Genomic DNA, 20126 nt, shown 5'->3' on the forward strand with positions numbered 1-20126 from the left:
TCGCTCCTTAATATCAGTGGGTGGTAAGGAGGTATCGGCAGCTGAGCAAAAAATCTTCAGAGTGGATTTGTGCGATCGGTGAGGTTTGCGAGAGGGGTGCGTATAAATGCGAATTTTACGACGTTGGATCGCCATTTATGGCGACCATGATTTTAGGCTACAACCGCTGAACGTTGCGCCAGAAAGGCACTTAACGGCGTTACCCTGCTCAACTCTTCCTGTGTTCTGGCATCGTTTTCCACTTCCCATAGATCCAAATGGCGCTGCAGATTCAGCCAAAAATCGACTGAAGTATCGAAAACAGCTGCCAGCCTATAGGCCATTTCGGTGGTCAGTTTACGGTTGTTATTCACCAATGCACTGACTGTATTGCGGTGCACGTTCAACATCTCTGCCAGGTCATTCACTTTGAGGTTAAGCGGCTCGAGGAACTCGTACTGCAAAACATCGCCAACGCTGGTCGGTTTACGCATCGCCTGTTTCATTATTGCTTCTCTTTAACGGTTAGCAGTTGGCCACAAGTGGCTGCTAGCGGTGTTTACGATAAGTGTGTGGATCGAGATAGAGATCTCTTGCCGTGCCATTAACCCATTGAAAAATTAGTCGATACTGCTCATTTATCCGTATTGAATAATACCCCAATAGCGGAGGTCTTAAGGCCTCAAAGCGATTACCCGGTGGTGAACGCAAATCATGATGCGATGTTGCGGCATGGATGATGTCGAGCTTGCGCGCCAATGCGGACTCAATCATGGCCGGGATATGCTTATGCGGTGTTGCATAAACAAAAAATAATCGCAGCCAATCGTCCCTGAAACTGTGAATTGAACCCTTCATCTACTACCACACCTGATGTAAACATGGTGGGCAACTTATTGCACTGACGCACTGTGCTCAAGTGCATTTTTTAACATTATAACGAATTTCAGATCGGGATTCCAAAAATTTATGAGCCGATGATTAAACCGCTTTAATACCGCGCGCTTTCTCCGGATTTTCATAAGAGGCAGCAGGATTCTGCTCCGCACCAACACGTTCAATCGGTCCCATCACCAGCAGGAACAGCAGTGCAGCAACCACGCAGTGCGCGCCGACAAACACCAGCCCGATGCTGTAGCTGCCGGTTAAGCCGACGATGATGCCGAACAGCAGCGGCGTGATAAAACCCGCCATATTGCCGATGCCGTTAAAAATCGCGCCCGCAAGGCCAACCGCTTCTTTCGGTGCGGTATCGCTGACAATCGTCCAGGTTCCGGCGCCCGCCGCCACGCCTTTACCAAAGAAGGCGAACGACATCATGGCGATAATGCCGACGTTGCTGGGGATCACCGCCGCCAGGACCAGCGATGCCGCCATCAGCATGCCGACGATATACGGCGTTTTACGCGCCCAGGATAAACTCCAGCCGTTCGCCAGCAACTTATCAGAGATATAGCCGCCGCTGATGCCGCCGAGGAAACCAAATACCGCTGGTGCGATGGTGGCAAAACCGGCATCAAGAATATTCATGCCGCGCGCCTGCACCAGATAGATCGGGAACCAGGTGATGAAGAAGTAGCTCAACGCGATGATGCAATATTGGCCGATATAGGCGCACCACAGCATGCGGTTGCTGAGCAGCTTCCTGAACATCGCTTTGCTCAACGGCGGACGCGCTTTTAGCGTTTGTGCCGAATCGATATCAACCAGCGCGCCGCCCTGCTCAATGTAGCGCAATTCATTTTCCGAGACCTGCGGATGATGGCGCGGGCTGCGCATAAAGCCCATCCAGACAAACACTGCCAGTACGCCAATGCCGCCCAGCACAAAGAACGGCCATTCCCAGCCGAAGCGCGACACCAGCCAGCCGGAAAGCGGCGAAAAGATGGCGACGGCAAAATATTGCGCCGAGGCAAAGAGTGAAGAAGCACGCCGCGTTCAGCGCTGGGGAACCACATGATCACCGCGCGCGCATTGGCGGGAAAACTCGGTGCTTCAATCAGGCCCAGCGCGAAACGCAGCGCAAACATCAGCGTGAGCGCCATGGTCATGCCGCTGGAGAACTCGCCGACAAAGCCCATCAGCAACGTGGAGATCGACCACAGCGCCAGCGTCACGCCATACACTTTTTTGGTGCCGAAGCGATCGAGAAACAGGCCGCCGGGGATCTGGCCGATCACATAGGCCCAGCTAAATGCCGAGAGGATCAGACCAAGCTGGATCGCCGAAAGTCCAAACTCATCTTTGATCGCCGATCCTGAGATCGACAGGATCGAGCGGTCGGCATACGCCACCACGGAAAGAAACAGGATCAGGCAAAGGATCCCAACGCGTACGTGGCTGTTCTGTGGACGATGATTGGCTTTTAGCATGGGCTGAATTCCTCAAATGAACGTGCCGGAATACCGCTTTATTTCCCTGTTCAGCAACTATAGGAAGCAGTTTCAGGCGTGGTCATTGGGCGAATGGCGGAATCGACAGTGCTAATTAGCGCCAGAATTGGCAGCCAGCACAAAGCAAGGTGCGGCGCTGCACAGAACCTCAAAAATCCGCAGGCTGTTGCACCGCAATGTGCGCCAACTCTAAGAAAATCCTTAGCAGTGCAACTATGAGCGCGCAAAGTAAGACGCACCCGAGAGCAAAGTGTGCGCTTAGCTGCAAAATCCAACCTTGCTGATTGTCAGCCGGGTGGCGGGCTCGTAGGCTGAAAATGATTTCATTTAGCCATTTTTTATATCGATGAAACATTCATTCTAATAACAAGCTTACTCTGGAGTCTGCGATGAAAATCCTCAAGGCGATTGTGTTGCTCGGCCTGCTCTCGGCGTCACTATCGGCGCTGGCGGAAAAAATTGGCGTGTCGATGGCCTACTTCGATCAAAACTTCCTCACCATTATTCGCCAGTCGATTGATAAAGAAGCCAAAGCGCGTGGGCTTGATATTCAGTTTGAAGATGCACGCGGCGATGTCGGACGTCAGACCGATCAGGTGCAGAGTTTTATCGGTGCGGGCATGGATGCGATCATCGTCGATCCGGTCGATTCCGCCAGCACGCCGCAGCTCACCAGGCTGGCGCAGCAGGCAAAAATTCCGCTGGTGTACGTCAACCGCACGCCGGGCGATAAATCGCTGCCGGCCGGCGTGGTGTTTGTCGGCTCCGACGAGCGTGAATCCGGCACCTTGCAGATGGAAGCGCTGGCGAAAATGGCTAACTACAAAGGCAATGTGGCGATCATGATCGGTAACCTGACCGACGCCGGTGCGCTGCAACGCACCAAAGACGTTGAGCAAGTGGTGGCGAAATATCCCGGCATGAAAGTGGTACAGAAACAGCCCGCTAACTACGCGCGCAATGAAGGCATGGATTTGATGAATAGCTGGCTGGGCAACGATGAAGCGATTGATATCGTTGCGGCTAATAATGATGAGATGGCGATTGGCGCGGCCATGGCGCTGGCCAAAAGCAATAAAAAGGTGCTGATTGGCGGTATCGATGCTACGCCAGACGGCCTGAAAGCGCTGTCGCAGGACAAAATTCAGGTCACGGTTTTCCAGGATGCGGTCGGCCAGGGCAAAACGTCGGTGGATGTGGCACAGAAGCTGATCAAAGGCGAGAAAGTGGATTCACACGTGTGGATCCCGTTTGAGCTGGTGACCAAAGAGAATATGCAGAAGTACGTTGAGAAGAGTCAGTAAAAGGTCAAATTCGCGCGATGAATCGCGTCGCTACGAATGCGTGCACAATTCCGTAGCGGCGCAATTTATTGCGCAAAACCCATCAGTTTTTTAGTTTAGCCATCTGCACGATATCGTGATATTCGCCGTCGCGCAGGCAGGCTTTGCGCTTCACGCCCTCGCGCTCGAAGCCCAGCTTTTGATACAGGCGCAGCGCGCGTTCGTTATCGTGGAACACTTCCAGCTCAATACGCATGATGCCGAGCCAGTTGAAGGCGTAATCCATCGCGTTGCGGATCAGCTTTTCACCAATGCCGCGCCCGCCAAACGCCGGATCGACGCTGATACCAAAACTGATGCTGTGACGCGTACGCGGACGCTGTTCGACAAACAGCGTGAGCTCACCGACCATCGCACCCTCAATCTCCGCAACAAAGCCGATGTATCCCAGCTCATCCATCTTTTCGAATTTTTTCTGCCAGGTCACTATGCTCGGACACGGCAACTGCGTGGTCCAGCGATAAACGTCAGGATGGCTGTATAGGCGTTGGTAGGCGGCGGCATCGCCCGGCTCACGACCGCGAATGTGTAAATCCATGTCGGTAATCCCTTTTCACTTGCACTAAGCTGTTAACTCTCACCATTTCGGGAAGAGTGATTCTATGTTGTATCGCCGTTTTGAACGTTTTATCAATATTTTCCAGGATGCGCCAACCGATTCCCCACCCGCCAGCGTCTGGCCGTTCTACTTCTACTATCTGCGCCAGGTGTGGCCGAGCTTTGTCGCGCTGCTGATTGTCGGGCTGGCACAAGCACTGATCGAAGTGGCGCTGTTCAGCTATCTCAGCCGCATCATTGACCTGGTTAATCACTCGACGCCCGCTTCGCTGTTCAGCGACAACTGGCAAATATTGCTGTGGATGGGTTTTGTCGCGCTGATTCTGCGGCCGGTGGTGATTGCTGCGCACGATATGCTGGTGCATCAAAGTATTAACCCGAGCATGACCAGCATGATCCGCTGGCAGCATCACAACTACGTGCTGCGTCAAAGCCTGAATTTCTTCCAGAACGATTTTGCCGGGCGCATTGCCCAGCGCATCATGCAAACCGGTAACTCGCTGCGTGATTCGGCGGTACAGCTGGTGGACGCCATCTGGCACGTGGTGATTTACGCGGTGACCTCGCTGGTGCTGTTCGCCGAAGCCGACTGGCGCTTGATGATTCCGTTGGTGATCTGGATTGTGGCTTACAGCGTGTCGCTGAGCTTCTTTGTGCCGCGCGTTAAACAGCGTTCGGTGGTGTCATCAGAAGCGCGCTCGAAATTAATGGGCACCATTGTCGACGGCTACACCAACATCGCCACCATCAAACTGTTCTCGCATAACGATCTGGAGAAGCGTTACGCGCGCGAAGCCATTCAGGAGCAAACCGACAAAACCCAGCACGCCAGCCGCATGGTCACCACCATGGATATCACGCTCTCGACGCTGAATGGCTTGCTGATTGTCAGCACCTCCGGCCTGGCGCTGTGGTTGTGGAGCCAGTCGCTGATCAGCGTTGGCGCGATTGCGCTGGCGACCGGTTTGGTGATTCGTCTGGTGAACATGTCCGGCTGGATCATGTGGGTGGTGAACGGCATCTTCGAAAACATCGGCATGGTGCAGGACGGCCTGAATACCATCGCGCAGCCGCTGAGCGTGCAGGATGAGCCGAACGCGAAAAACATGCAGGTGACGCGCGGCCAGATTCGTTTTGAGGATGTGCGCTTTGATTATGGCGGCAGTCGTCAGGTGATCAATCGCCTCAACCTCAACATCAAGCCGGGCGAGAAGATCGGTTTGATTGGCCCGTCCGGGGCCGGTAAATCCACCCTGGTGAATCTGCTGCTGCGGCTGTATGACATCAACAGCGGCCGTATTGTGATTGACGATCAGAACATCGCTGAAGTGACGCAGGAAAGCCTGCGCGGACAAATCGGCATGATCACGCAGGACACGTCGCTGCTGCATCGCTCAATTCGCGAAAACCTGCTGTATGGTCGTCCGGATGCGACGGAAGAGGAGTTGCAGGCGGCGATTATCCGCGCGCGCGCCGACGAGTTCATTCCGCTGCTTTCTGATCCGCAAGGCCGCACCGGGCTGGATGCGCACGTGGGCGAGCGCGGCGTGAAGCTGTCGGGCGGTCAACGTCAGCGTATCGCCATCGCGCGCGTGCTGCTGAAGGACGCGCCGATTCTGATCATGGACGAAGCCACCTCGGCGCTGGATTCCGAGGTGGAAGCGGCGATTCAGGAGAGCCTGGAAACGCTGATGCAGGGCAAAACGGTGATCGCCATCGCGCACCGTCTTTCCACTATCGCCAAAATGGATCGTCTGGTGGTGCTGGAGCAAGGTGAGATTGTCGAAATGGGCAACCACCGCGAACTGCTGGCGCACGGCGGACTTTACGCGCGCCTGTGGCAGCATCAGACCGGCGGTTTTGTCGGCGCGGATTAATCACCACGCCGATACGGTAAGGCGTCGCGCGCTTCAATTGCCCAGCCGCGCACGCCTTCCCGTTCCTGCAGCAGAAAATCCGCCACCGCATCACGCAAACCGGGATGACACAGATAGTGCCACGAATGGGTGATGTGCGGCTCAAAGCCGCGCACCAGCTTATGCTCGCCCTGCGCGCCCGCATCAAAACGCTGCACACCTTCCGCGATGGCGAAATCCATGCCCTGATAGAAGCAGGTTTCAAAATGCAGCCGATCAAACTCCGCCAGACAGCCCCAATAGCGGCCGTACAGCGTGTTGCCGTCCATTAAGCAGAATGCCATCGCTGCCGGTTGCCCTTGTAGCGAGGAAATCACCACGCGAATCGAATGCGGCATGCGCTCCGCCAGCAGGCTAAAGAAGTGGCGGGTCAGATAGGGCCGCTGGCCGCGCACCGCGTAAGTGTTGGCATAACAGGTGTAAACAAAATCCCACTGATCCTCGCGCAGCTCATCGCCGCGATACCAGCTGAATTCAAAGCCGCTGCTCATCACCTGCTCACGCTCTTTGCGCAGCTGTTTGCGCTTGCGCGACATCAGCGTGTCGAGGAAATCCTGAAAATCGCGATAGCCTTTGTTGTGCCAGTGATACTGCAAGCCGAGGCGTTCAAGCCAGTCTGGCTGCTGCTGCATAATGTGGTTGGCGAACGGCGTGGTGAAGTTGATGTGCGCGCCGCTCAGACCGTGTTGATAGAGGTTATCCGGCAGCGCGCTAAGCAGTTTCAGCACCGCTTCTTCATTGCCCAGCAGGCGTGCGCCAGTCACCGGACTGAACGGAATCGCGCCCAGCCATTTCGGATAGTAAGGAATACCGGCGCGCTGACAGGCATCCGCCCACGCATGGTCGAACACATATTCACCGCGCGAATGGCGTTTGCGATAGCCCGGAATCGCGGCACGCAGCGTGCCGTTTTCGCGCCACAGCAGGTGATCCGTCTGCCAGCCGTTTTCGGGCCGCACGCTGCGGCTCTCTTCTAATGAAAGAAGAAAGGCATGGCGTAAAAACGGTTGATCGTCAGGTAACAGCGCATCCCATTCGACGGCGGAGATCTCCGCCAGCGACGACAGATGTAGCAAAGACATTCACGGCTCCCGGCCAGATGAAAGCAGGCGCCTAGTTCAACAGGTTTTCCCGCGAGGGAAAAGGTGTAGCGCACTGAATGTCTACGGGAACGGGTTCAATCCAAGAGATTACGCGCAGAAAACAAGGATCTTTAGAAGATCCTTTTCAGAACTATAAACAAGCAACTATTTCATCAAAAGTAGCTTGTTATAATCGGGATAGATGTCCTTAACTTTCCCAGTACTTCCATCAGAATAAGTGGCCGTGAGATCGCCTGGTGCCGGATTTGGTGGCGTCAAAGTTACTGTTTTTGTCAGATATAATAATGGATTAATAGTTATATTCTTCGAACCATAAAGTCTGTAATGTCGACTCCATTTCAGATAATCAGGATCACCACCAAATAATTTCAAGGTAACTTCATGGTCGCGATGATAAGTGATCATAGGAAATAACTCAGTTTTTAACGTAATATCGCCATGAGCTTCCCGCTTTCTGCCGGAACCTTCTCCGCTTCCATAAGCCTGATCATCAAAACCAAAAACATAGCTTGTTGGAATAATATGTTTCCCCGAGGCTAACGGATCATCTCCTTTCAGCTGTATATCAACCCTTATAGCACTGAGCTTCCATTCACATCGACCGCCCCCATCAACGGCGACCCGCGCCTGTCGGATATCACCATTCCCCTGAGGTTGCAACGTCACCAGTTTAGGATTCAGCCCCCTGACCGCAGTCACATGCGACTCAGTGGTGTTGTCATAGACCTCTTTCCGACACGTCTCTGATCGGTACAAGACGTCCATTGGGATCACTTCCGTCTCAGGAGGCAATTTCACAGCCACAGTGACCCACTCCGTGCTGGCGGGCGGATTAATGGTAAAATCCGGGCGACTGGCGCAACCGCTCAGCGGCAACAGTGCAATTGCCGGAAAAAGCGCCGCGAGCGTTTTAGTTAGACAGTTCAACTTCTTCCTCCGCAACCGATTTGAAACGAATGAGAGCATTTTCACCACCAGGATACTTTCGGGTAATGATCAGCGAATTCCCTACCATATCCTGCAGGGCCAGGAACATCCGATTTCGCTTCGGCTCCTCCGGGGGAGAGCTGTCACCGAATGAGTCCATCTGCTGCCTGAAGTCGGCCCTGTACGTTTTACGGCTCAGCTTCCGCGCCGGATCAGCTATCTCGAGCAGCTGGTTATTCAGAAACGGCAGGTACTCTTTCACCATCGAGTGCCGGACGGGGTTGCTCGCGTGGTCAAAAGCGGGGTTGGTATTGCGTGGGAAAATCTTCTGAATATCGGCCATCGAAAACTCGCTGATAAACGCCTCCTGCGCCTCTTTCGCCTCCTCGCTTTCTGTCTCTGCCATTGACGGAACGAGGAACAGCTTCACCTTGTACTGCTGGCTGTATTTCAGCCGTCTGCACGTATTCGGATTCATCATCACCCTGCATTCTTCGAATGAACCGGTCTGGGTAGTGCGGAAGAACACCACCGGCTTGCCGTGGTGCCAGTAGTGTTCCCCGATATACAGCCCTCCCATCTGCGCCGGCAGTTCGGTGGTCAGAGCCCAGAAAAAACCTAACTAGCTATTCATTTCATCGACAACAATTTTTCATAATCTGGATAGATGTACGGAAGTATCCCTGTACTACCATCAGGATAAGTTGCAATAAGATCGCCAGGAAGCGAGTTTGGAGGAACGACTCTCACGACCTTCGACATATGAATACTCGGCTCGATCACTATTTTACTAATGCTGGAAACGCGATAATACCTGTTCCATTTTTCATCACGAATATCTCCCCCGAACAGTGTAATTACCATCTCACCATCCCTATGAGACTGAATCAAAGGGAAAAAATCAGTCTCAAACCGTAAGTTTCCAACCACGTTTTTGGGGTTACCGTACCCAAATGCATTACGGTATCCTTCATCATCGAAATCAAAGACATAACTTGTCGATATGATGTTCTTTCCATTTGCAAGAGCAGATGTTTTTGATAGCTGTATCCCTAAACGTATGCCGCTCAGCTTCCAGCCACATTTGCCTCCGCCATTCAGAGCTATCTTCGCCTTCCGATAGCCACTGCTGTCCGTCTGACTGAGAGAGACAAGTTGTGGGTTACCCCCCCTGACGGTAGCCATATGCGACTCGGAGGTATTGTCATAGACCTCTTTCCGACACGTCTCTGAGCGGTACAAAACATCCAGCGGCAGCGCCTCCGTTTCCGGCGGTAATTTTACGGTCACAGTCACCCAATCGTTACTCACAGGAGGGTTCAGCGTATAGTCCAGACGACTGGCGCAGCCGCTCAGCGGCAACAGTGCAATTGCCGGAAAAAGCGCCGCGAGCGTTTTAGTTAGACAGTTCAACTTCTTCCTCCGCAACCGATTTGAAACGAATGAGAGCATTTTCTCCGCCAGGATACTTTCGGGTAATAATCAGCGAATTCCCCACCATATCCTGCAGGGCCAGGAACATCCGGTTTCGCTTCAGCTCCTCCGGGGGAGAGCTGTCACCGAATGTGTCCATCTGCTGCCTGAAGTCGGCCCTGTACGTTTTACGGCTCAGCTTCCGCTCCGGATCAGCTATCTCGAGCAGCTGGTTATTCAGAAACGGCAGGTACTCTTTCACCATCGAGTGCCGGGCGGGGTTGCTCGCGTGGTCAAAAGCGGGGTTGGTATTGCGTGGGAAAATCTTCTGAATATCGGCCATCGGAAACTCGCTGATAAACGCCTCCTGCGCCTCTTTCGCCTCCTCGCTTTCTGTCTCTGCCATTGACGGAACGAGGAACAGCTTCACCTTGTACTGCTGGCTGTATTTCAGCCGTCTGCACGTATTCGGATTCATCATCACCCTGCATTCTTCGAATGAACCGGTCTGGGTAGTGCGGAAGAACACCACCGGCTTGCCGTGGTGCCAGTAGTGTTCCCCGATATACAGCCCTCCCATCTGCGCCGGCAGTTCGGTGGTCAGAGTCCAGAAAAAGCCTAACGTGGCGCCGAGAGGCCCAAACTTGCCGTACAGCCAGTTGTCCAGATTGGCATCAAACGGCACGCTGGTGATGGTGTCGCTGTCGTTGACGTGCCGGTAATGGGTCACCTGATACAGGCGGCCTACCGCGTCTGCGGTGAAGGTGCGCGGCATACCGTAGGTGTAAAGGATCGGTTCAAAAGCCTTCATCTCCGCCGCATAGATCAGCCCCAGAGCGCCCCCAAGGCTGTGTCCACAGATAAATAACTTTTTCCCATGATCCAAAGCCGCTTTGATTACATCAAAATCCCCACTAAAACGCCGTTTAGCCAGATGGTAGGCATCTAAAAAACCGCCGTGAATACGACCGGCCTCCGAAAGTTCAGGGGGACAGCGCTGCGGCGAAAAGGACAAGTCGACGAACCAGTCAGGAGCTTCCTGGGTTCCCCGCCACGACACCACCACCTGAGCCGCATTTTCCACGTAAAAAAGCTGCGTGCTGTCGAGCAACGGGCGATCGTTGGCACCGTCACTTTTACCCGCTGAATCAAGGAACATAGCCCGGATGTAACGCTGACTGAACGGCACGTCAACGACCAGAGCCTGAGAAAACGACGGAAAGTCGATGTATTCGGGCATGCGGGACAGATCCAGACACTGTTCAAAAAAGAACTGTTTTATGCCCGTATCACCGCCCTTTGCGTAGGCCATATCGGCCATCACCCCAAGGTTATAGCCGTTCGCCAGCGAGTAATCTTTCGTGTCGTGCAGCACCAGCGACCACGCCCGGAATGGACAGACTTCGATGACATGTCGCTGATCCAGGCCTTCCCGCGCAATCGGCGTCCCTTTCATCACATCGCCGCTGGGGAAATGAAACCGGGGTGGTTCATTCTCTTTCCAGTTATCAATCACTGGAAGCCGGTCGCAGAGCTGTCCGATTGTCACGTAGTGGTGCCACTGGCCGGCCGCATCCGCCTTTTTCTGCACGTCTGACTGCCATGTAAGATCCCGGGTGGCCGGCCTGGAACGGTTTTTACTTTCCGGATGGCTGTTCGGGTTGCGCCTGACGCCCAAGGGGCGCTGCTCCATCTCGTCAGCCAGCTGCTGCCCGTCAGCTTTTACGTTAACGCCGATCCAGTACAGGTTATCAAACCGCACCAGGCCCTGGCTGTCGGTGACGCCGACCGGCGGATTTGGCGGAGGCGTCGGATCGTAGCCGTCTTTGCCAAACCGTTTTGACGCAGCCACCTCCGCAGCCGTAGCCAGAGGATGATATTCAAGACTGACGTTCAGTCCGGAAACCGGCACGTTGTTTTCATCAACAAACTGCAACTCCATCCAGTATTTCCGGGGTTTACCCCGGCACAGTACGGTTTTAGATTTGGGTACAACGCTGGTTACACAGGTGTTATCGCCAACTATCTCCATTCCAATTCCATTTGGTTTATAGGGTTAATGGGGGTTAATCATACCCCATTAGTTTCACACCTGAATTACTTTATTGAAAAATGGTCTTTAGATCAGACAGCCTCGCGGGTGAATTGAACATAACATCCGTTGCGTAGTGCCAAACATCGTTTGCAATTCCCCTAAGGCGGCGTCCCACTCCCTCATCCGCAGCGAATAGTCCTGCTGTAGCTGCTTTAATGCGCTCAGCAACTGTTTTTCCAGCTTTGTCATCGTTCGTTACTCCTGCACCAGTCTGACTGCGTTCTGCTTCGATTTCCCTTCCCCGACCGTCTAGCCCGGTGCGGCGGTTATCCACAGCGGACCGGCGCGATTTTGTAGGGTTGCCAGTCATGAACTGCACCCCAAATGCACAGTGCAGAATTTGACACGGGCGGCCCGCAGGCCGCACCCTACGATTTTCTCGTCAGCTGGAATGTTCATGGATCGCCTCGATTGTGACCGCATGTTTGTCGCCGTGCTGGAAGTGGGCAGCTTTGCCGGTGCGGCTGAACGCCTCGGCACCAGCAGCGGCCAGGCGTCGAAGCTGGTCTCCCGGCTGGAGCAGGAACTCGGCGTGCAGCTGTTTAAACGCAGCACGCGCGCGCTCTCGCCCACCGAAATCGGTCGCGCCTATTACGAGCGGGTAAAAACCCTGCTGGAAGCCTTTGATACGCTGGATGCCACGGTGCGCGACAGCGCCACTACGCCGAGCGGCCGCCTGAAAATCAGCGCGCCCGGTACCTTTGGTACTGCGGTGTTGGCCAGCGTGCTGGTGGAGTTCGCGCGTCATTATCCGCAGATCGAACTCGACGTGAACTTCTCCGATCGTGCAGTTAACATTGTCGATGAAGGCTTTGATATGGCGATTCGCATCGGCAAGCTTGATGACAGCAGCCTAATCGCGCGCCGCCTTGGCGATGTGCCGATTCGCGTAGCGGCGTCTTCCGGTTATCTGCTGCAACACGGCACGCCGCAGCACTGGCGCGATTTGGCGGCTCATCAGTGCATCAGCGATACCAATTTCCGCGATCCCTGGCATTGGCCGTTCGTGACGCCGTGCGGCGACAGCGTCAGCATGCCGATTCGCGGTCGTCTCTGTTTCTCCAATACCGAAGCCTGTTTGCAGGCGGCGATCGCCGGATTGGGCATTGCGCGGCTACCAGGTTTTATTGCCGCACCCGCACTGCAGCGCGGTGAAATCGTCTCGCTATTAGAGGAGTTCGCCACGCCGCCCATGGGCCTGTTCGCGCTCTATCCGCCGGCGCGTCATCTGGCGCAGAAAACCCGGCTGCTGATCGATTTTCTCGCCGCCCATTTCCAGCACCATCCGCCCGGCTGATTCCTTCCAATTTGGAAGCAATGAAAGCCATTTTGCCCGGATTATCACCCAACCAGCAGCGCTGTATGCTCACTTCATCAACACTGAGGAGAGAAGATGATGCTGGTAAACGGTAAGTGGAGTGCAGAGTGGCATCCGGTGCAAGCCACCGATCAACAAGGCGGATTTGTGCGTCAGACATCCCGTTTTCGTCACTGGATTAGCGCAGATGGTTCCAGCGCATTCGCTGCCGAGCCGGATCGTTATCACCTCTATGTAGCGCTGATTTGTCCGTGGGCCTCGCGCACGCTGCTGGCGCGCAGTCTGAAAGGGCTGGATAAGGTCATCAGCGTGTCGGTGGTTGAGCCGCAGCTCGGCGCGCAAGGCTGGCGCTTCGGTGATTATCTTGGCGCAGATCGCGACTGGCTGAATAAAGCCGAATACCTTCACGAACTCTACACCCGTGCCGATGCCGATTTCACCGGCCGCGCCACCGTGCCGGTGCTGTGGGACAAAAAGACGCAAACCATCGTCAATAATGAGTCAGCCGATATCCTGCGCATGCTGAACAGCGGCTTTGGCGCGCTGGCGGACGATCGCATCGATCTTTATCCCGAGGATCTGCGCGCAGAGATCGACGCGCTGAACGAATCGATCTATCCGCGCCTGAATAACGGCGTCTATCGCGCCGGTTTTGCTACCACACAGGTGAGTTATCAGCAGGCGTTCAACGATGTGTTCAGCCAGTTAGATGAGCTGGAGCTGCGCTTGCAGGATGGCCGTACTTTCCTGCTCGGCGAGCGCTTAACCGAAGCGGATATCCGCCTGTTCGTCACGCTGGTGCGCTTTGACGCCGCCTATCACGGCCTGTTTAAATGCAACCTGCGCCGCCTGCGCGACTATCCGCTGCTCGATCGTTATCTAAAGAGTATGCTTTCGGTCTCTGGCGTGCGTCAGACGGTGAATATCGATCACATCAAGCAGGGCTATTATTCAATTAAAGCGCTGAATCCAAACGGCATTGTGCCGGTTGGCCCGGATATGGCGGCCTACGATTTATAAGGAACAGGGCGATGGCAAAAGCGTTAGTGATTTTTTTACATGGCGTCGGTAGCAACGGCGATGATCTCGCGGTGCTCGGCGAACATTGGGCGCGCCTGCTGCCGGATGTGGCGTTTGCCTCGCCGAATGCGCCCTATCCTTTTGAACACGCGATGGGATATCAGTGGTTTAGCCTGACCGGCATCACGCCCGAAAACCGCCCGGCGCGCGTGCGTGAAGCGCGCGCGGCCTTTGATAACACGCTGCAGCAGCTGATGGCGCAGCACGGCATGGCGGATGCGTGGGACAAAGTGATTCTGGTGGGCTTTTCGCAGGGTTCGATCATGGCGTTAGATGCGCTGGCGTCGGGCCGTTATCCGCTAGCCGGCGTGGTGGCCTTTTCCGGCCGTCTGGCATTTGATGGCGCATTAACGCCGCAGCCGTATACGCCTGCGCTGCTGATTCACGGCAAAGCCGATGAGGTGATTCCGTTTAGCGAAAGCGTATCGGCGGAGCAACGTTTACAGCAGGCTGGCGTGACGGTGGAAGCGCGTTATGAAGCGGCAACCGGCCACACCATTTCATCGCAGGGTGCGATGGATGCCGCCGGTTTTATTGCGCAATGTTTACAGGATTAAGGCCAGTAACGATTTAACGCCTGCCACGCTTTTTGCGCAGCCACGTCTGCTGGCTGCGCCTTCAACTTATCGTTAAACACTTCAATGCCGACCGGCCCGCTGTAACCGGCACTTTTCAGCTTATCGACAAAGCGTTCCACTTCGATGATGCCATCGCCCGGCAACAGGCGCTGGTGACGCGCGTACTCGCTGAGCGGCTGCTTATCCTGTGGTGGCATGTCGGCCATATCGCACAGCTGCACTTCGTAGATACGGTCAGCGGGAATGCCATCCAGCTGCGACGCATCGCCGCCTAACGCGCAGATGTGGAACAGATCGACCACCAAACCGATATTCGGCTGGTCCAGCCGTTGCAGCCGTTCCCACGCCAGCGGCAGCGTGTTATCTACGCTGCACCACGCCATCGGCTCATACATGATGCGCATGTTGTAGCGCGCGGCTTCCGATGCCATCCAACGTAAATCTTCATCAATACGCGCCGCCACACAATCTTCACGCGTGCTGGCCGGTGCCTGAATGGTGTCGCAGCCGATGGTTTGGGCAATCTGAATAAACTGACGCAGCTCTTCGCGTTTTTGCTGGCGGTCGCGATCCGCCGCACCGGTGAAATCGCGTAGCACCTGCACATTGGTGAAGCCAAGCTGCAACTGCTTCGCTAACTGTGGCGTACTGGCTTGTACATCGTCGCGCCAGATCTCAACCTGATCGAAACCGGCGGCGCGTGCGGCACGCAGCTTCTCCTCAGGTTCACCGTTTAACAACACCAGGTTAAGGAATTTAGGGTTACAACGCATGACACAGCTCCTTAATCGTCCGGATAATCGGTGACAAATTCTGTGCGTCACGCGCACAGAATGGCGATCAGTATCTACCTCTGAGGAGTTATTTCAAGCGCGATGGTTATCCGAGCAGATTGACCGCGGCAAAACCGGCGAAGGTCATCAGCAGCGAACCAATAACATGCACCATCACGCTCGACATCGCCCAAAGGTATTTACCTGATTGTAGCAACCCAACAATTTCTGCAGAAAAAGTGGAAAAGGTGGTTAAGCCGCCACACAAACCAGTGACAATTAACAGTTTCCAAAAGGGATCGATATGCGGATTACGCACAAAAAAGGCCAGCGCCGCGCCGATGATAAAACCGCCTACCAGATTCACCATCAAGGTGCCGGGCGGCAAATTGGGAAACAGTGCGTTAAAACGTAATGAGATCAACCAACGCAGCGTACAGCCCACCGCACCGCCCAGCACCACCGCCAGTAACGATTTCAACATAGTTTGGAGCTCCTGATATGAATGACGCGCAGGGCCGCGGCAGGACAGAATAACACCTGACACACCGCCGTCTCCCGCGCAGGGATACGAGTGTTGTCAGGCGTCATCAGCCGTCTGTGACCAGAACGGCGGTTGGGGAAGGTGGCACGCCATCACCTTAGGCGGGAGATAATACGCTGGCTTGGCAATGCAGACAATATGGAGAAGGAGGCACAGTGTTGTCGCGGCGCGATCTATCGCGCGCATCAGTGAAGGCACCGTGCCAACCCCTTTTTGCGTAATAAATTGCGCCGCTACGGTTGGTGCCAATATCAACGTTCGAAGTGAATCACGCCCTTAATCAGTTCCCGGTTGTTAATCACATCCGCTTCAAAGCGCTCTGCCAGCGTAGAAAAATCATAATGGCGATTGAGCATCATGTCGGCACGAAGCTGCCCGTTCGCCATCAGTTCGCCTACTTTCGCGAAATCTTCCAGCGTGGCGTTGCGGCTGCCCAGCAGCGTGGTTTCTTTTTTGTGGAACTCGATATCCGGGATCACCAGATCGCCTTTATGCAGGCCGACAAACACGATGATGCCGCCGTGACGAATCAGTTTCACCGCGCCGTTCATCGCCGCTGGGCTGCCGGTGGCATCGATCACTTTGGCCGGCAAACGCCCACCAAACTCCGCCCGCAACTGCGCCTCAAAATCGGCATCTAATGGATTCACCGTCGCCAAACCCAGCTTCTGCGCTACGTGCGCGCGGCGCTGCTCGCTGGTGTCGGCCACCACCACATTCGCCCCCGCTGCCGCCGCAATCGCGGCCACGCCAAGACCAATCGGACCTGCGCCCACCACCAAAACCTGCTCATCCGCCGTAACGGCCGCACGGCGCACCGCATGCGCGCTGATGGCGAAGGGTTCAATCAGCGCGGCGGCTTCGGGATCAACCTCATCCACCGCCAGCAAATTGCTGGTCGGCACGCTAAGGTATTCGCAGAAACCGCCATCCTGATGCACCCCAATCACCGAGATTTTTTCGCAGCAGTTGGTTTTGCCACTTAAACAGGCATCGCACTGCTGGCAGGCAACGTAGGGAATCAGCGCCACGCGCTGGCCCGGCCTGAAGCCGCTGGTCTGGCTGCCGAGTTCTACCACTTCGCCACACAGCTCATGCCCCAACACACGTGGATAGCTGAAAAACGGCTGATTTCCGGCCCAGGCGTGGATATCGGTGCCACAAATGCCGGCGGCGATCGGTTTGATCAGAACTTCATGGGCGGCGGGCGTCGGCTTCGCGCGCTGCTGCCATACCATCTGGCGCGGCTCGGCGACCACCAGCGTTTTCATCGTTTTCATTGGCTTCTCCTGTGCTGTTGTCGCAGTTATGGCGAAAATCGCCGATGGCAGCGTTTTGCGTTGGGGGAAGTGTGAAGCCAACCGCTTTTTTTGGGCTTTGTATGGTTTTTAATAGATAAAAAACCGGAGACGCGTATGAGCCGCAGCCAGAATCTACGTCAGAACGTGATTAACCAGATGCTGGAAGGCATTGCCAAACGGCATATCCGTTCGCCGTTGCCACCGCAGGCGGCGCTGGCTGAGATGTTCAACATCAGCCGCACTACGGTGCGCCACACTTTGCAGCATCTGCATGAGCGCGGCGTGCTGGAAAAGGTGGATGAAACCTACGTTATCGTGCGCGATCCCAGCGAAGAAGATGGTTTTAACGCCCTGACGCCGCCGATCGATCAGCAGGCGCTGCAGTTTGAGCAGACCTTTTTCAACCTGATCAATCAACGTCAGCTGATGCCGGGCGATACCTTTAGCGAGCTGCAGTTAGCCCAGCAGGTGAAGGTCAGTCCGGTTGTGGTACGTGAATTCCTGCTGCGCTTTATGCGTTATGACCTGCTGGAACCGGTGAAGCGCGGACAATGGCGCATGAAGAAGTTCGATCAGAAGTATGCCGAGAACCTGTTTGAGCTGCGTGAAATGCTGGAAACCCACGCGCTGACCCGTTTTCTCAACCTGCCTTCGCAGGATGAGCGCTGGATGCAGGCGCGCGACCTGCTGGATCGCCATCGTTCGATGCGTGACACCATCGCCAGCAATTACCGCCACTTCGCCGCGCTGGATAAAGAGATGCACACGCTGATTCTCTCCGCCGCCAACAATCCGTTTTTTAATCAGTCGCTGGAGATTATTTCCGTGATTTTTCACTCGCATTATCAATGGGATGAAACCGATCTTAAGCAAAGAAATATCGTGGCGCTGGAGGAACATATGGCGATTCTGACAGCGCTGATTAGCCGTCAGGATGTCGAAGCGTTATGTGCGCTACACAATCATCTCGGCACCGCCAAGACATCGATGATCCGTTCGATCCGCCAGTACAATTAAAAACCGATTAAAAACCACAAAGCATTAGCTCCCGCACGAATCTGAAACATCTCCGCAACATCCCGATCTGATTGCTTCTAGTCTCGAAGTCTATCCGTTGGGGCAGCACCGTTTTGCTGCCGCAGGATCCCACACAAACGCATAACGATAAGTACCCAGATCCGGGAGGTCGCAATGGAAAATACTTCGGCTCGTGGCCGCGAAAACGCGCCACAACCGGCTGCAGACGGGCAAGATTTTATCCCGGCACGCAGTGACGTGGTGCGCTCGCCGCGCATTAGAAAGATCCAGATTACCGCCATGCTGCTGCTGCTGTTCGCCGCCATGATCAACTATCTCGACCGCAGTTCGCTGTCGGTGGCCAATATGACCATTCGGGGAGAACTGGGTTTATCCGCGACAGAAATTGGCGTGCTGCTGTCGGCCTTCTCGCTGGCGTACGGCTTAGCGCAGCTGCCGTGCGGTGCGCTGCTCGATCGCAAAGGGCCGCGCATCATGCTGGCGATTGGTATGTTCTTCTGGTCGCTGTTCCAGGCGGCCGCCGGTTTGGTGCATAACTTCACCCAGTTTATTTTGGTGCGTATCGGCTTAGGTATTGGCGAAGCGCCGATGAACCCGTGCGGCGTCAAGGTGATCAACGACTGGTTCAACATCAAAGATCGCGGCATACCGATGGGCATGTTTAACGCCGCTTCGATGATTGGCTTGTCGATTGCGCCACCGATTCTGGCCGCGATGATGATGGTGATGGGCTGGCGCGGCATGTTTATCACTATCGGCGTGCTCGGCATGTTTCTCGCCATCGGCTGGTATCTGATGTACCGCGATCGCGATAACAACACGCTGAGCGGCGAAGAGATTCACTATCTGCAGGCGGGCAGCGTGGCATCGCGCAAAGAGCCGCTGAGTTTTGCCGAGTGGCGCGGCCTGTTTAAGCAGCGCACCATGTGGGGCATGATGATTGGCTTCAGCGGCATCAACTACACCGCGTGGCTGTACATCGCGTGGCTGCCGGGCTATCTGCAATCCACTTATCACCTCGATCTGAAAAGCACCGGTTTACTGGCTGCGATTCCATTCCTGTTCGGCGCGGCGGGCATGCTGCTGAACGGTTATGTGGTCGATGCGCTGGTGCGTCGTGGCCATGATGCGGTGAAGGTGCGTAAGATCTCTATCGTCACGGGCATGCTGTTGTCCGCCGCGTTTACCGCCTTTGTAACGCGTGCCACCGACACCACCAGCGCGGTGACCATGATTGGTATGGCGCTGTTCTGCATCCACTTTGCCGGTACATCGTGCTGGGGTTTGATTCACGCCAACGTCACGGCGCGCATGACCGCCTCGGTCGGCAGCATCCAGAACTTCGCCAGCTTCGTGTTCGCCTCGTTCGCCCCGGTGATCACCGGTTGGGTGCTGGATACCACCAAGTCGTTTAGCCTGGCGTTGATGATTTGCGCCGGTGTGACGGTGGTGGGTGCGCTGGCCTATTTGCTGCTGGTGCGTAAGCCGATTACCGATGGGGTTTGAATGGTCGCCAGGAATGGCGTAATACATGTCAGTTAAGCGCAGTGCGACTTTCGTTCGCCTCGTAATGAGGCAGTTGCAGCACCTTCGTGCGGCGACCGAGCAGAGGGCGTCTGGCCACGCCCTCTGCACTCCCAGGCCTTGCGCCAGCCCAACCCGCCGCTTCGCGGTACCTTCACTCATTCACGATTCCTGACGGACCGGTGTCGATTCGCTCCTGCTCAACGCCACCTCTCGCCGCATCCATGCGGCTCGTCCTGGAAT

19 protein-coding genes, 1 pseudogene and 1 riboswitch are annotated in these 20126 nt (G+C 55.2%); of the genes and pseudogenes, 7 read left to right on the forward strand and 13 right to left on the reverse strand.

Annotated elements, in window-relative coordinates; all coding sequences use genetic code 11:
- Positions 1-152 precede the first annotated feature (152 nt).
- The 3 genes and pseudogenes from DEU53_RS15750 to DEU53_RS15760 all read right to left on the reverse strand — a co-directional run bounded on the left by DEU53_RS15750 (position 153) and on the right by DEU53_RS15760 (position 2351).
- On the reverse strand, positions 153-485 hold the full coding sequence (locus DEU53_RS15750; protein WP_101762746.1) for a HigA family addiction module antitoxin: 333 nt from the start codon (positions 483-485) through the stop codon (positions 153-155).
- 43 nt (positions 486-528) lie between these two features.
- Complete coding sequence (locus DEU53_RS15755) at positions 529-837, reverse strand: type II toxin-antitoxin system RelE/ParE family toxin (protein WP_101762747.1); 309 nt, start codon at positions 835-837, stop codon at positions 529-531.
- A gap of 123 nt (positions 838-960) precedes the next feature.
- A pseudogene (locus DEU53_RS15760) lies at positions 961-2351 on the reverse strand (MFS transporter).
- A 410-nt stretch (positions 2352-2761) separates the two neighbouring features.
- Between DEU53_RS15760 and DEU53_RS15765 the strand changes: the two are divergent.
- A complete protein-coding gene (locus DEU53_RS15765) occupies positions 2762-3676 on the forward strand; it encodes a sugar ABC transporter substrate-binding protein (RefSeq protein ID WP_110867681.1) in 915 nt (304 codons plus the stop codon).
- 82 nt (positions 3677-3758) lie between these two features.
- Here the strand turns inward: DEU53_RS15765 and DEU53_RS15770 are convergent, their stop codons facing one another.
- Positions 3759-4253 (reverse strand): GNAT family N-acetyltransferase, encoded by a 495-nt coding sequence (locus DEU53_RS15770; RefSeq protein ID WP_110867682.1) that lies wholly within the window; start codon positions 4251-4253, stop codon positions 3759-3761.
- A gap of 64 nt (positions 4254-4317) precedes the next feature.
- On the opposite strand from DEU53_RS15770, the gene DEU53_RS15775 reads away from it, so the two are divergent.
- Positions 4318-6150: an ABC transporter ATP-binding protein gene (locus DEU53_RS15775; protein WP_110867683.1), complete on the forward strand. Its 1833-nt coding sequence runs from the start codon at positions 4318-4320 to the stop codon at positions 6148-6150.
- On the opposite strand, the gene DEU53_RS15780 is transcribed toward DEU53_RS15775, so the two are convergent.
- The 6 genes from DEU53_RS15780 to DEU53_RS15805 all read right to left on the reverse strand — a co-directional run bounded on the left by DEU53_RS15780 (position 6147) and on the right by DEU53_RS15805 (position 11916).
- The gene (locus DEU53_RS15780; RefSeq protein WP_110867684.1) at positions 6147-7271 is read right to left on the reverse strand and encodes a GNAT family N-acetyltransferase; all 1125 of its coding nucleotides are present in this window, start codon (positions 7269-7271) and stop codon (positions 6147-6149) included. The genes DEU53_RS15775 and DEU53_RS15780 overlap by 4 nt on opposite strands.
- 165 nt (positions 7272-7436) lie before the next feature.
- Positions 7437-8219: a hypothetical protein gene (locus DEU53_RS15785; RefSeq protein WP_110867685.1), complete on the reverse strand. Its 783-nt coding sequence runs from the start codon at positions 8217-8219 to the stop codon at positions 7437-7439.
- Entirely contained in the window at positions 8203-8799 is a 597-nt protein-coding gene (locus DEU53_RS15790) for a hypothetical protein (RefSeq protein ID WP_110867686.1), read from the reverse strand. Before DEU53_RS15790 ends, DEU53_RS15785 begins: the two co-directional genes overlap by 17 nt.
- A gap of 50 nt (positions 8800-8849) precedes the next feature.
- A complete protein-coding gene (locus DEU53_RS15795) occupies positions 8850-9632 on the reverse strand; it encodes a hypothetical protein (protein WP_110867687.1) in 783 nt (260 codons plus the stop codon).
- Entirely contained in the window at positions 9616-11574 is a 1959-nt protein-coding gene (locus tag DEU53_RS15800; protein WP_233501793.1) for a lipase family protein, read from the reverse strand. The genes DEU53_RS15795 and DEU53_RS15800 overlap by 17 nt, the downstream gene beginning before the upstream one ends.
- Positions 11575-11751: 177 nt before the next feature.
- Complete coding sequence (locus tag DEU53_RS15805; RefSeq protein ID WP_110867689.1) at positions 11752-11916, reverse strand: MbeD family mobilization/exclusion protein; 165 nt, start codon at positions 11914-11916, stop codon at positions 11752-11754.
- 208 nt (positions 11917-12124) lie between these two features.
- On the opposite strand from DEU53_RS15805, the gene DEU53_RS15810 reads away from it, so the two are divergent.
- The 3 genes from DEU53_RS15810 to DEU53_RS15820 all read left to right on the forward strand — a co-directional run bounded on the left by DEU53_RS15810 (position 12125) and on the right by DEU53_RS15820 (position 14682).
- Complete coding sequence (locus DEU53_RS15810; RefSeq protein WP_110867690.1) at positions 12125-13024, forward strand: LysR family transcriptional regulator; 900 nt, start codon at positions 12125-12127, stop codon at positions 13022-13024.
- Between the two features lie 99 nt (positions 13025-13123).
- Positions 13124-14065, forward strand: coding sequence for a glutathione S-transferase family protein (locus DEU53_RS15815; protein ID WP_110867724.1), 942 nt, complete (start codon positions 13124-13126; stop codon positions 14063-14065).
- A gap of 11 nt (positions 14066-14076) precedes the next feature.
- The gene (locus tag DEU53_RS15820; RefSeq protein WP_110867691.1) at positions 14077-14682 is read left to right on the forward strand and encodes an alpha/beta hydrolase; all 606 of its coding nucleotides are present in this window, start codon (positions 14077-14079) and stop codon (positions 14680-14682) included.
- Here the strand turns inward: DEU53_RS15820 and DEU53_RS15825 are convergent.
- The 3 genes from DEU53_RS15825 to DEU53_RS15835 all read right to left on the reverse strand — a co-directional run bounded on the left by DEU53_RS15825 (position 14679) and on the right by DEU53_RS15835 (position 17300).
- On the reverse strand, positions 14679-15476 hold the full coding sequence (locus tag DEU53_RS15825; RefSeq protein ID WP_110867692.1) for a sugar phosphate isomerase/epimerase: 798 nt from the start codon (positions 15474-15476) through the stop codon (positions 14679-14681). The genes DEU53_RS15820 and DEU53_RS15825 overlap by 4 nt on opposite strands.
- A gap of 106 nt (positions 15477-15582) precedes the next feature.
- Positions 15583-15960, reverse strand: a complete 378-nt coding sequence (crcB, locus tag DEU53_RS15830) for a fluoride efflux transporter CrcB (protein ID WP_101762757.1) — start codon at positions 15958-15960, stop codon at positions 15583-15585.
- A gap of 90 nt (positions 15961-16050) precedes the next feature.
- Positions 16051-16126, reverse strand: a riboswitch (Fluoride riboswitch).
- Positions 16127-16271: 145 nt separating this feature from the next.
- Entirely contained in the window at positions 16272-17300 is a 1029-nt protein-coding gene (locus DEU53_RS15835) for a zinc-binding alcohol dehydrogenase family protein (protein WP_110867693.1), read from the reverse strand.
- Positions 17301-17435: 135 nt separating this feature from the next.
- Here DEU53_RS15835 and DEU53_RS15840 point away from each other — a divergent pair, with 135 nt between their 5' ends.
- Together DEU53_RS15840 and DEU53_RS15845 are read left to right on the forward strand one after the other, a co-directional pair.
- A complete protein-coding gene (locus DEU53_RS15840) occupies positions 17436-18338 on the forward strand; it encodes a GntR family transcriptional regulator (RefSeq protein WP_101762759.1) in 903 nt (300 codons plus the stop codon).
- 174 nt (positions 18339-18512) lie between these two features.
- On the forward strand, positions 18513-19865 hold the full coding sequence (locus DEU53_RS15845; protein ID WP_110867694.1) for an MFS transporter: 1353 nt from the start codon (positions 18513-18515) through the stop codon (positions 19863-19865).
- The last annotated feature ends 261 nt before the right edge of the window (positions 19866-20126 follow it).

This window comes from Pantoea sp. AG1095 (assembly GCF_003208415.1).
Taxonomy (GTDB): Bacteria; Pseudomonadota; Gammaproteobacteria; order Enterobacterales; family Enterobacteriaceae; genus Pantoea; species Pantoea leporis.

What these genes read in the sequence shown, in the direction of transcription:
- DEU53_RS15805 (WP_110867689.1), bottom strand. Translation starts at nt 11,916, where the DNA reads ATGACAAAGCTGGAAAAACAGTTGCTGAGCGCATTAAAGCAGCTACAG.
- DEU53_RS15820 (WP_110867691.1), top strand. Translation starts at nt 14,077, where the DNA reads ATGGCAAAAGCGTTAGTGATTTTTTTACATGGCGTCGGTAGCAACGGC.
- DEU53_RS15775 (WP_110867683.1), top strand. Translation starts at nt 4,318, where the DNA reads ATGTTGTATCGCCGTTTTGAACGTTTTATCAATATTTTCCAGGATGCG.
- DEU53_RS15825 (WP_110867692.1), bottom strand. Translation starts at nt 15,476, where the DNA reads ATGCGTTGTAACCCTAAATTCCTTAACCTGGTGTTGTTAAACGGTGAA.
- DEU53_RS15840 (WP_101762759.1), top strand. Translation starts at nt 17,436, where the DNA reads ATGAGCCGCAGCCAGAATCTACGTCAGAACGTGATTAACCAGATGCTG.
- DEU53_RS15835 (WP_110867693.1), bottom strand. Translation starts at nt 17,300, where the DNA reads ATGAAAACGATGAAAACGCTGGTGGTCGCCGAGCCGCGCCAGATGGTA.
- DEU53_RS15810 (WP_110867690.1), top strand. Translation starts at nt 12,125, where the DNA reads ATGGATCGCCTCGATTGTGACCGCATGTTTGTCGCCGTGCTGGAAGTG.
- DEU53_RS15790 (WP_110867686.1), bottom strand. Translation starts at nt 8,799, where the DNA reads ATGGGAGGGCTGTATATCGGGGAACACTACTGGCACCACGGCAAGCCG.
- DEU53_RS15770 (WP_110867682.1), bottom strand. Translation starts at nt 4,253, where the DNA reads ATGGATTTACACATTCGCGGTCGTGAGCCGGGCGATGCCGCCGCCTAC.
- DEU53_RS15765 (WP_110867681.1), top strand. Translation starts at nt 2,762, where the DNA reads ATGAAAATCCTCAAGGCGATTGTGTTGCTCGGCCTGCTCTCGGCGTCA.
- crcB (WP_101762757.1), bottom strand. Translation starts at nt 15,960, where the DNA reads ATGTTGAAATCGTTACTGGCGGTGGTGCTGGGCGGTGCGGTGGGCTGT.
- DEU53_RS15845 (WP_110867694.1), top strand. Translation starts at nt 18,513, where the DNA reads ATGGAAAATACTTCGGCTCGTGGCCGCGAAAACGCGCCACAACCGGCT.
- DEU53_RS15780 (WP_110867684.1), bottom strand. Translation starts at nt 7,271, where the DNA reads ATGTCTTTGCTACATCTGTCGTCGCTGGCGGAGATCTCCGCCGTCGAA.
- DEU53_RS15750 (WP_101762746.1), bottom strand. Translation starts at nt 485, where the DNA reads ATGAAACAGGCGATGCGTAAACCGACCAGCGTTGGCGATGTTTTGCAG.
- DEU53_RS15815 (WP_110867724.1), top strand. Translation starts at nt 13,124, where the DNA reads ATGCTGGTAAACGGTAAGTGGAGTGCAGAGTGGCATCCGGTGCAAGCC.
- DEU53_RS15755 (WP_101762747.1), bottom strand. Translation starts at nt 837, where the DNA reads ATGAAGGGTTCAATTCACAGTTTCAGGGACGATTGGCTGCGATTATTT.
- DEU53_RS15800 (WP_233501793.1), bottom strand. Translation starts at nt 11,574, where the DNA reads ATGGAGTTGCAGTTTGTTGATGAAAACAACGTGCCGGTTTCCGGACTG.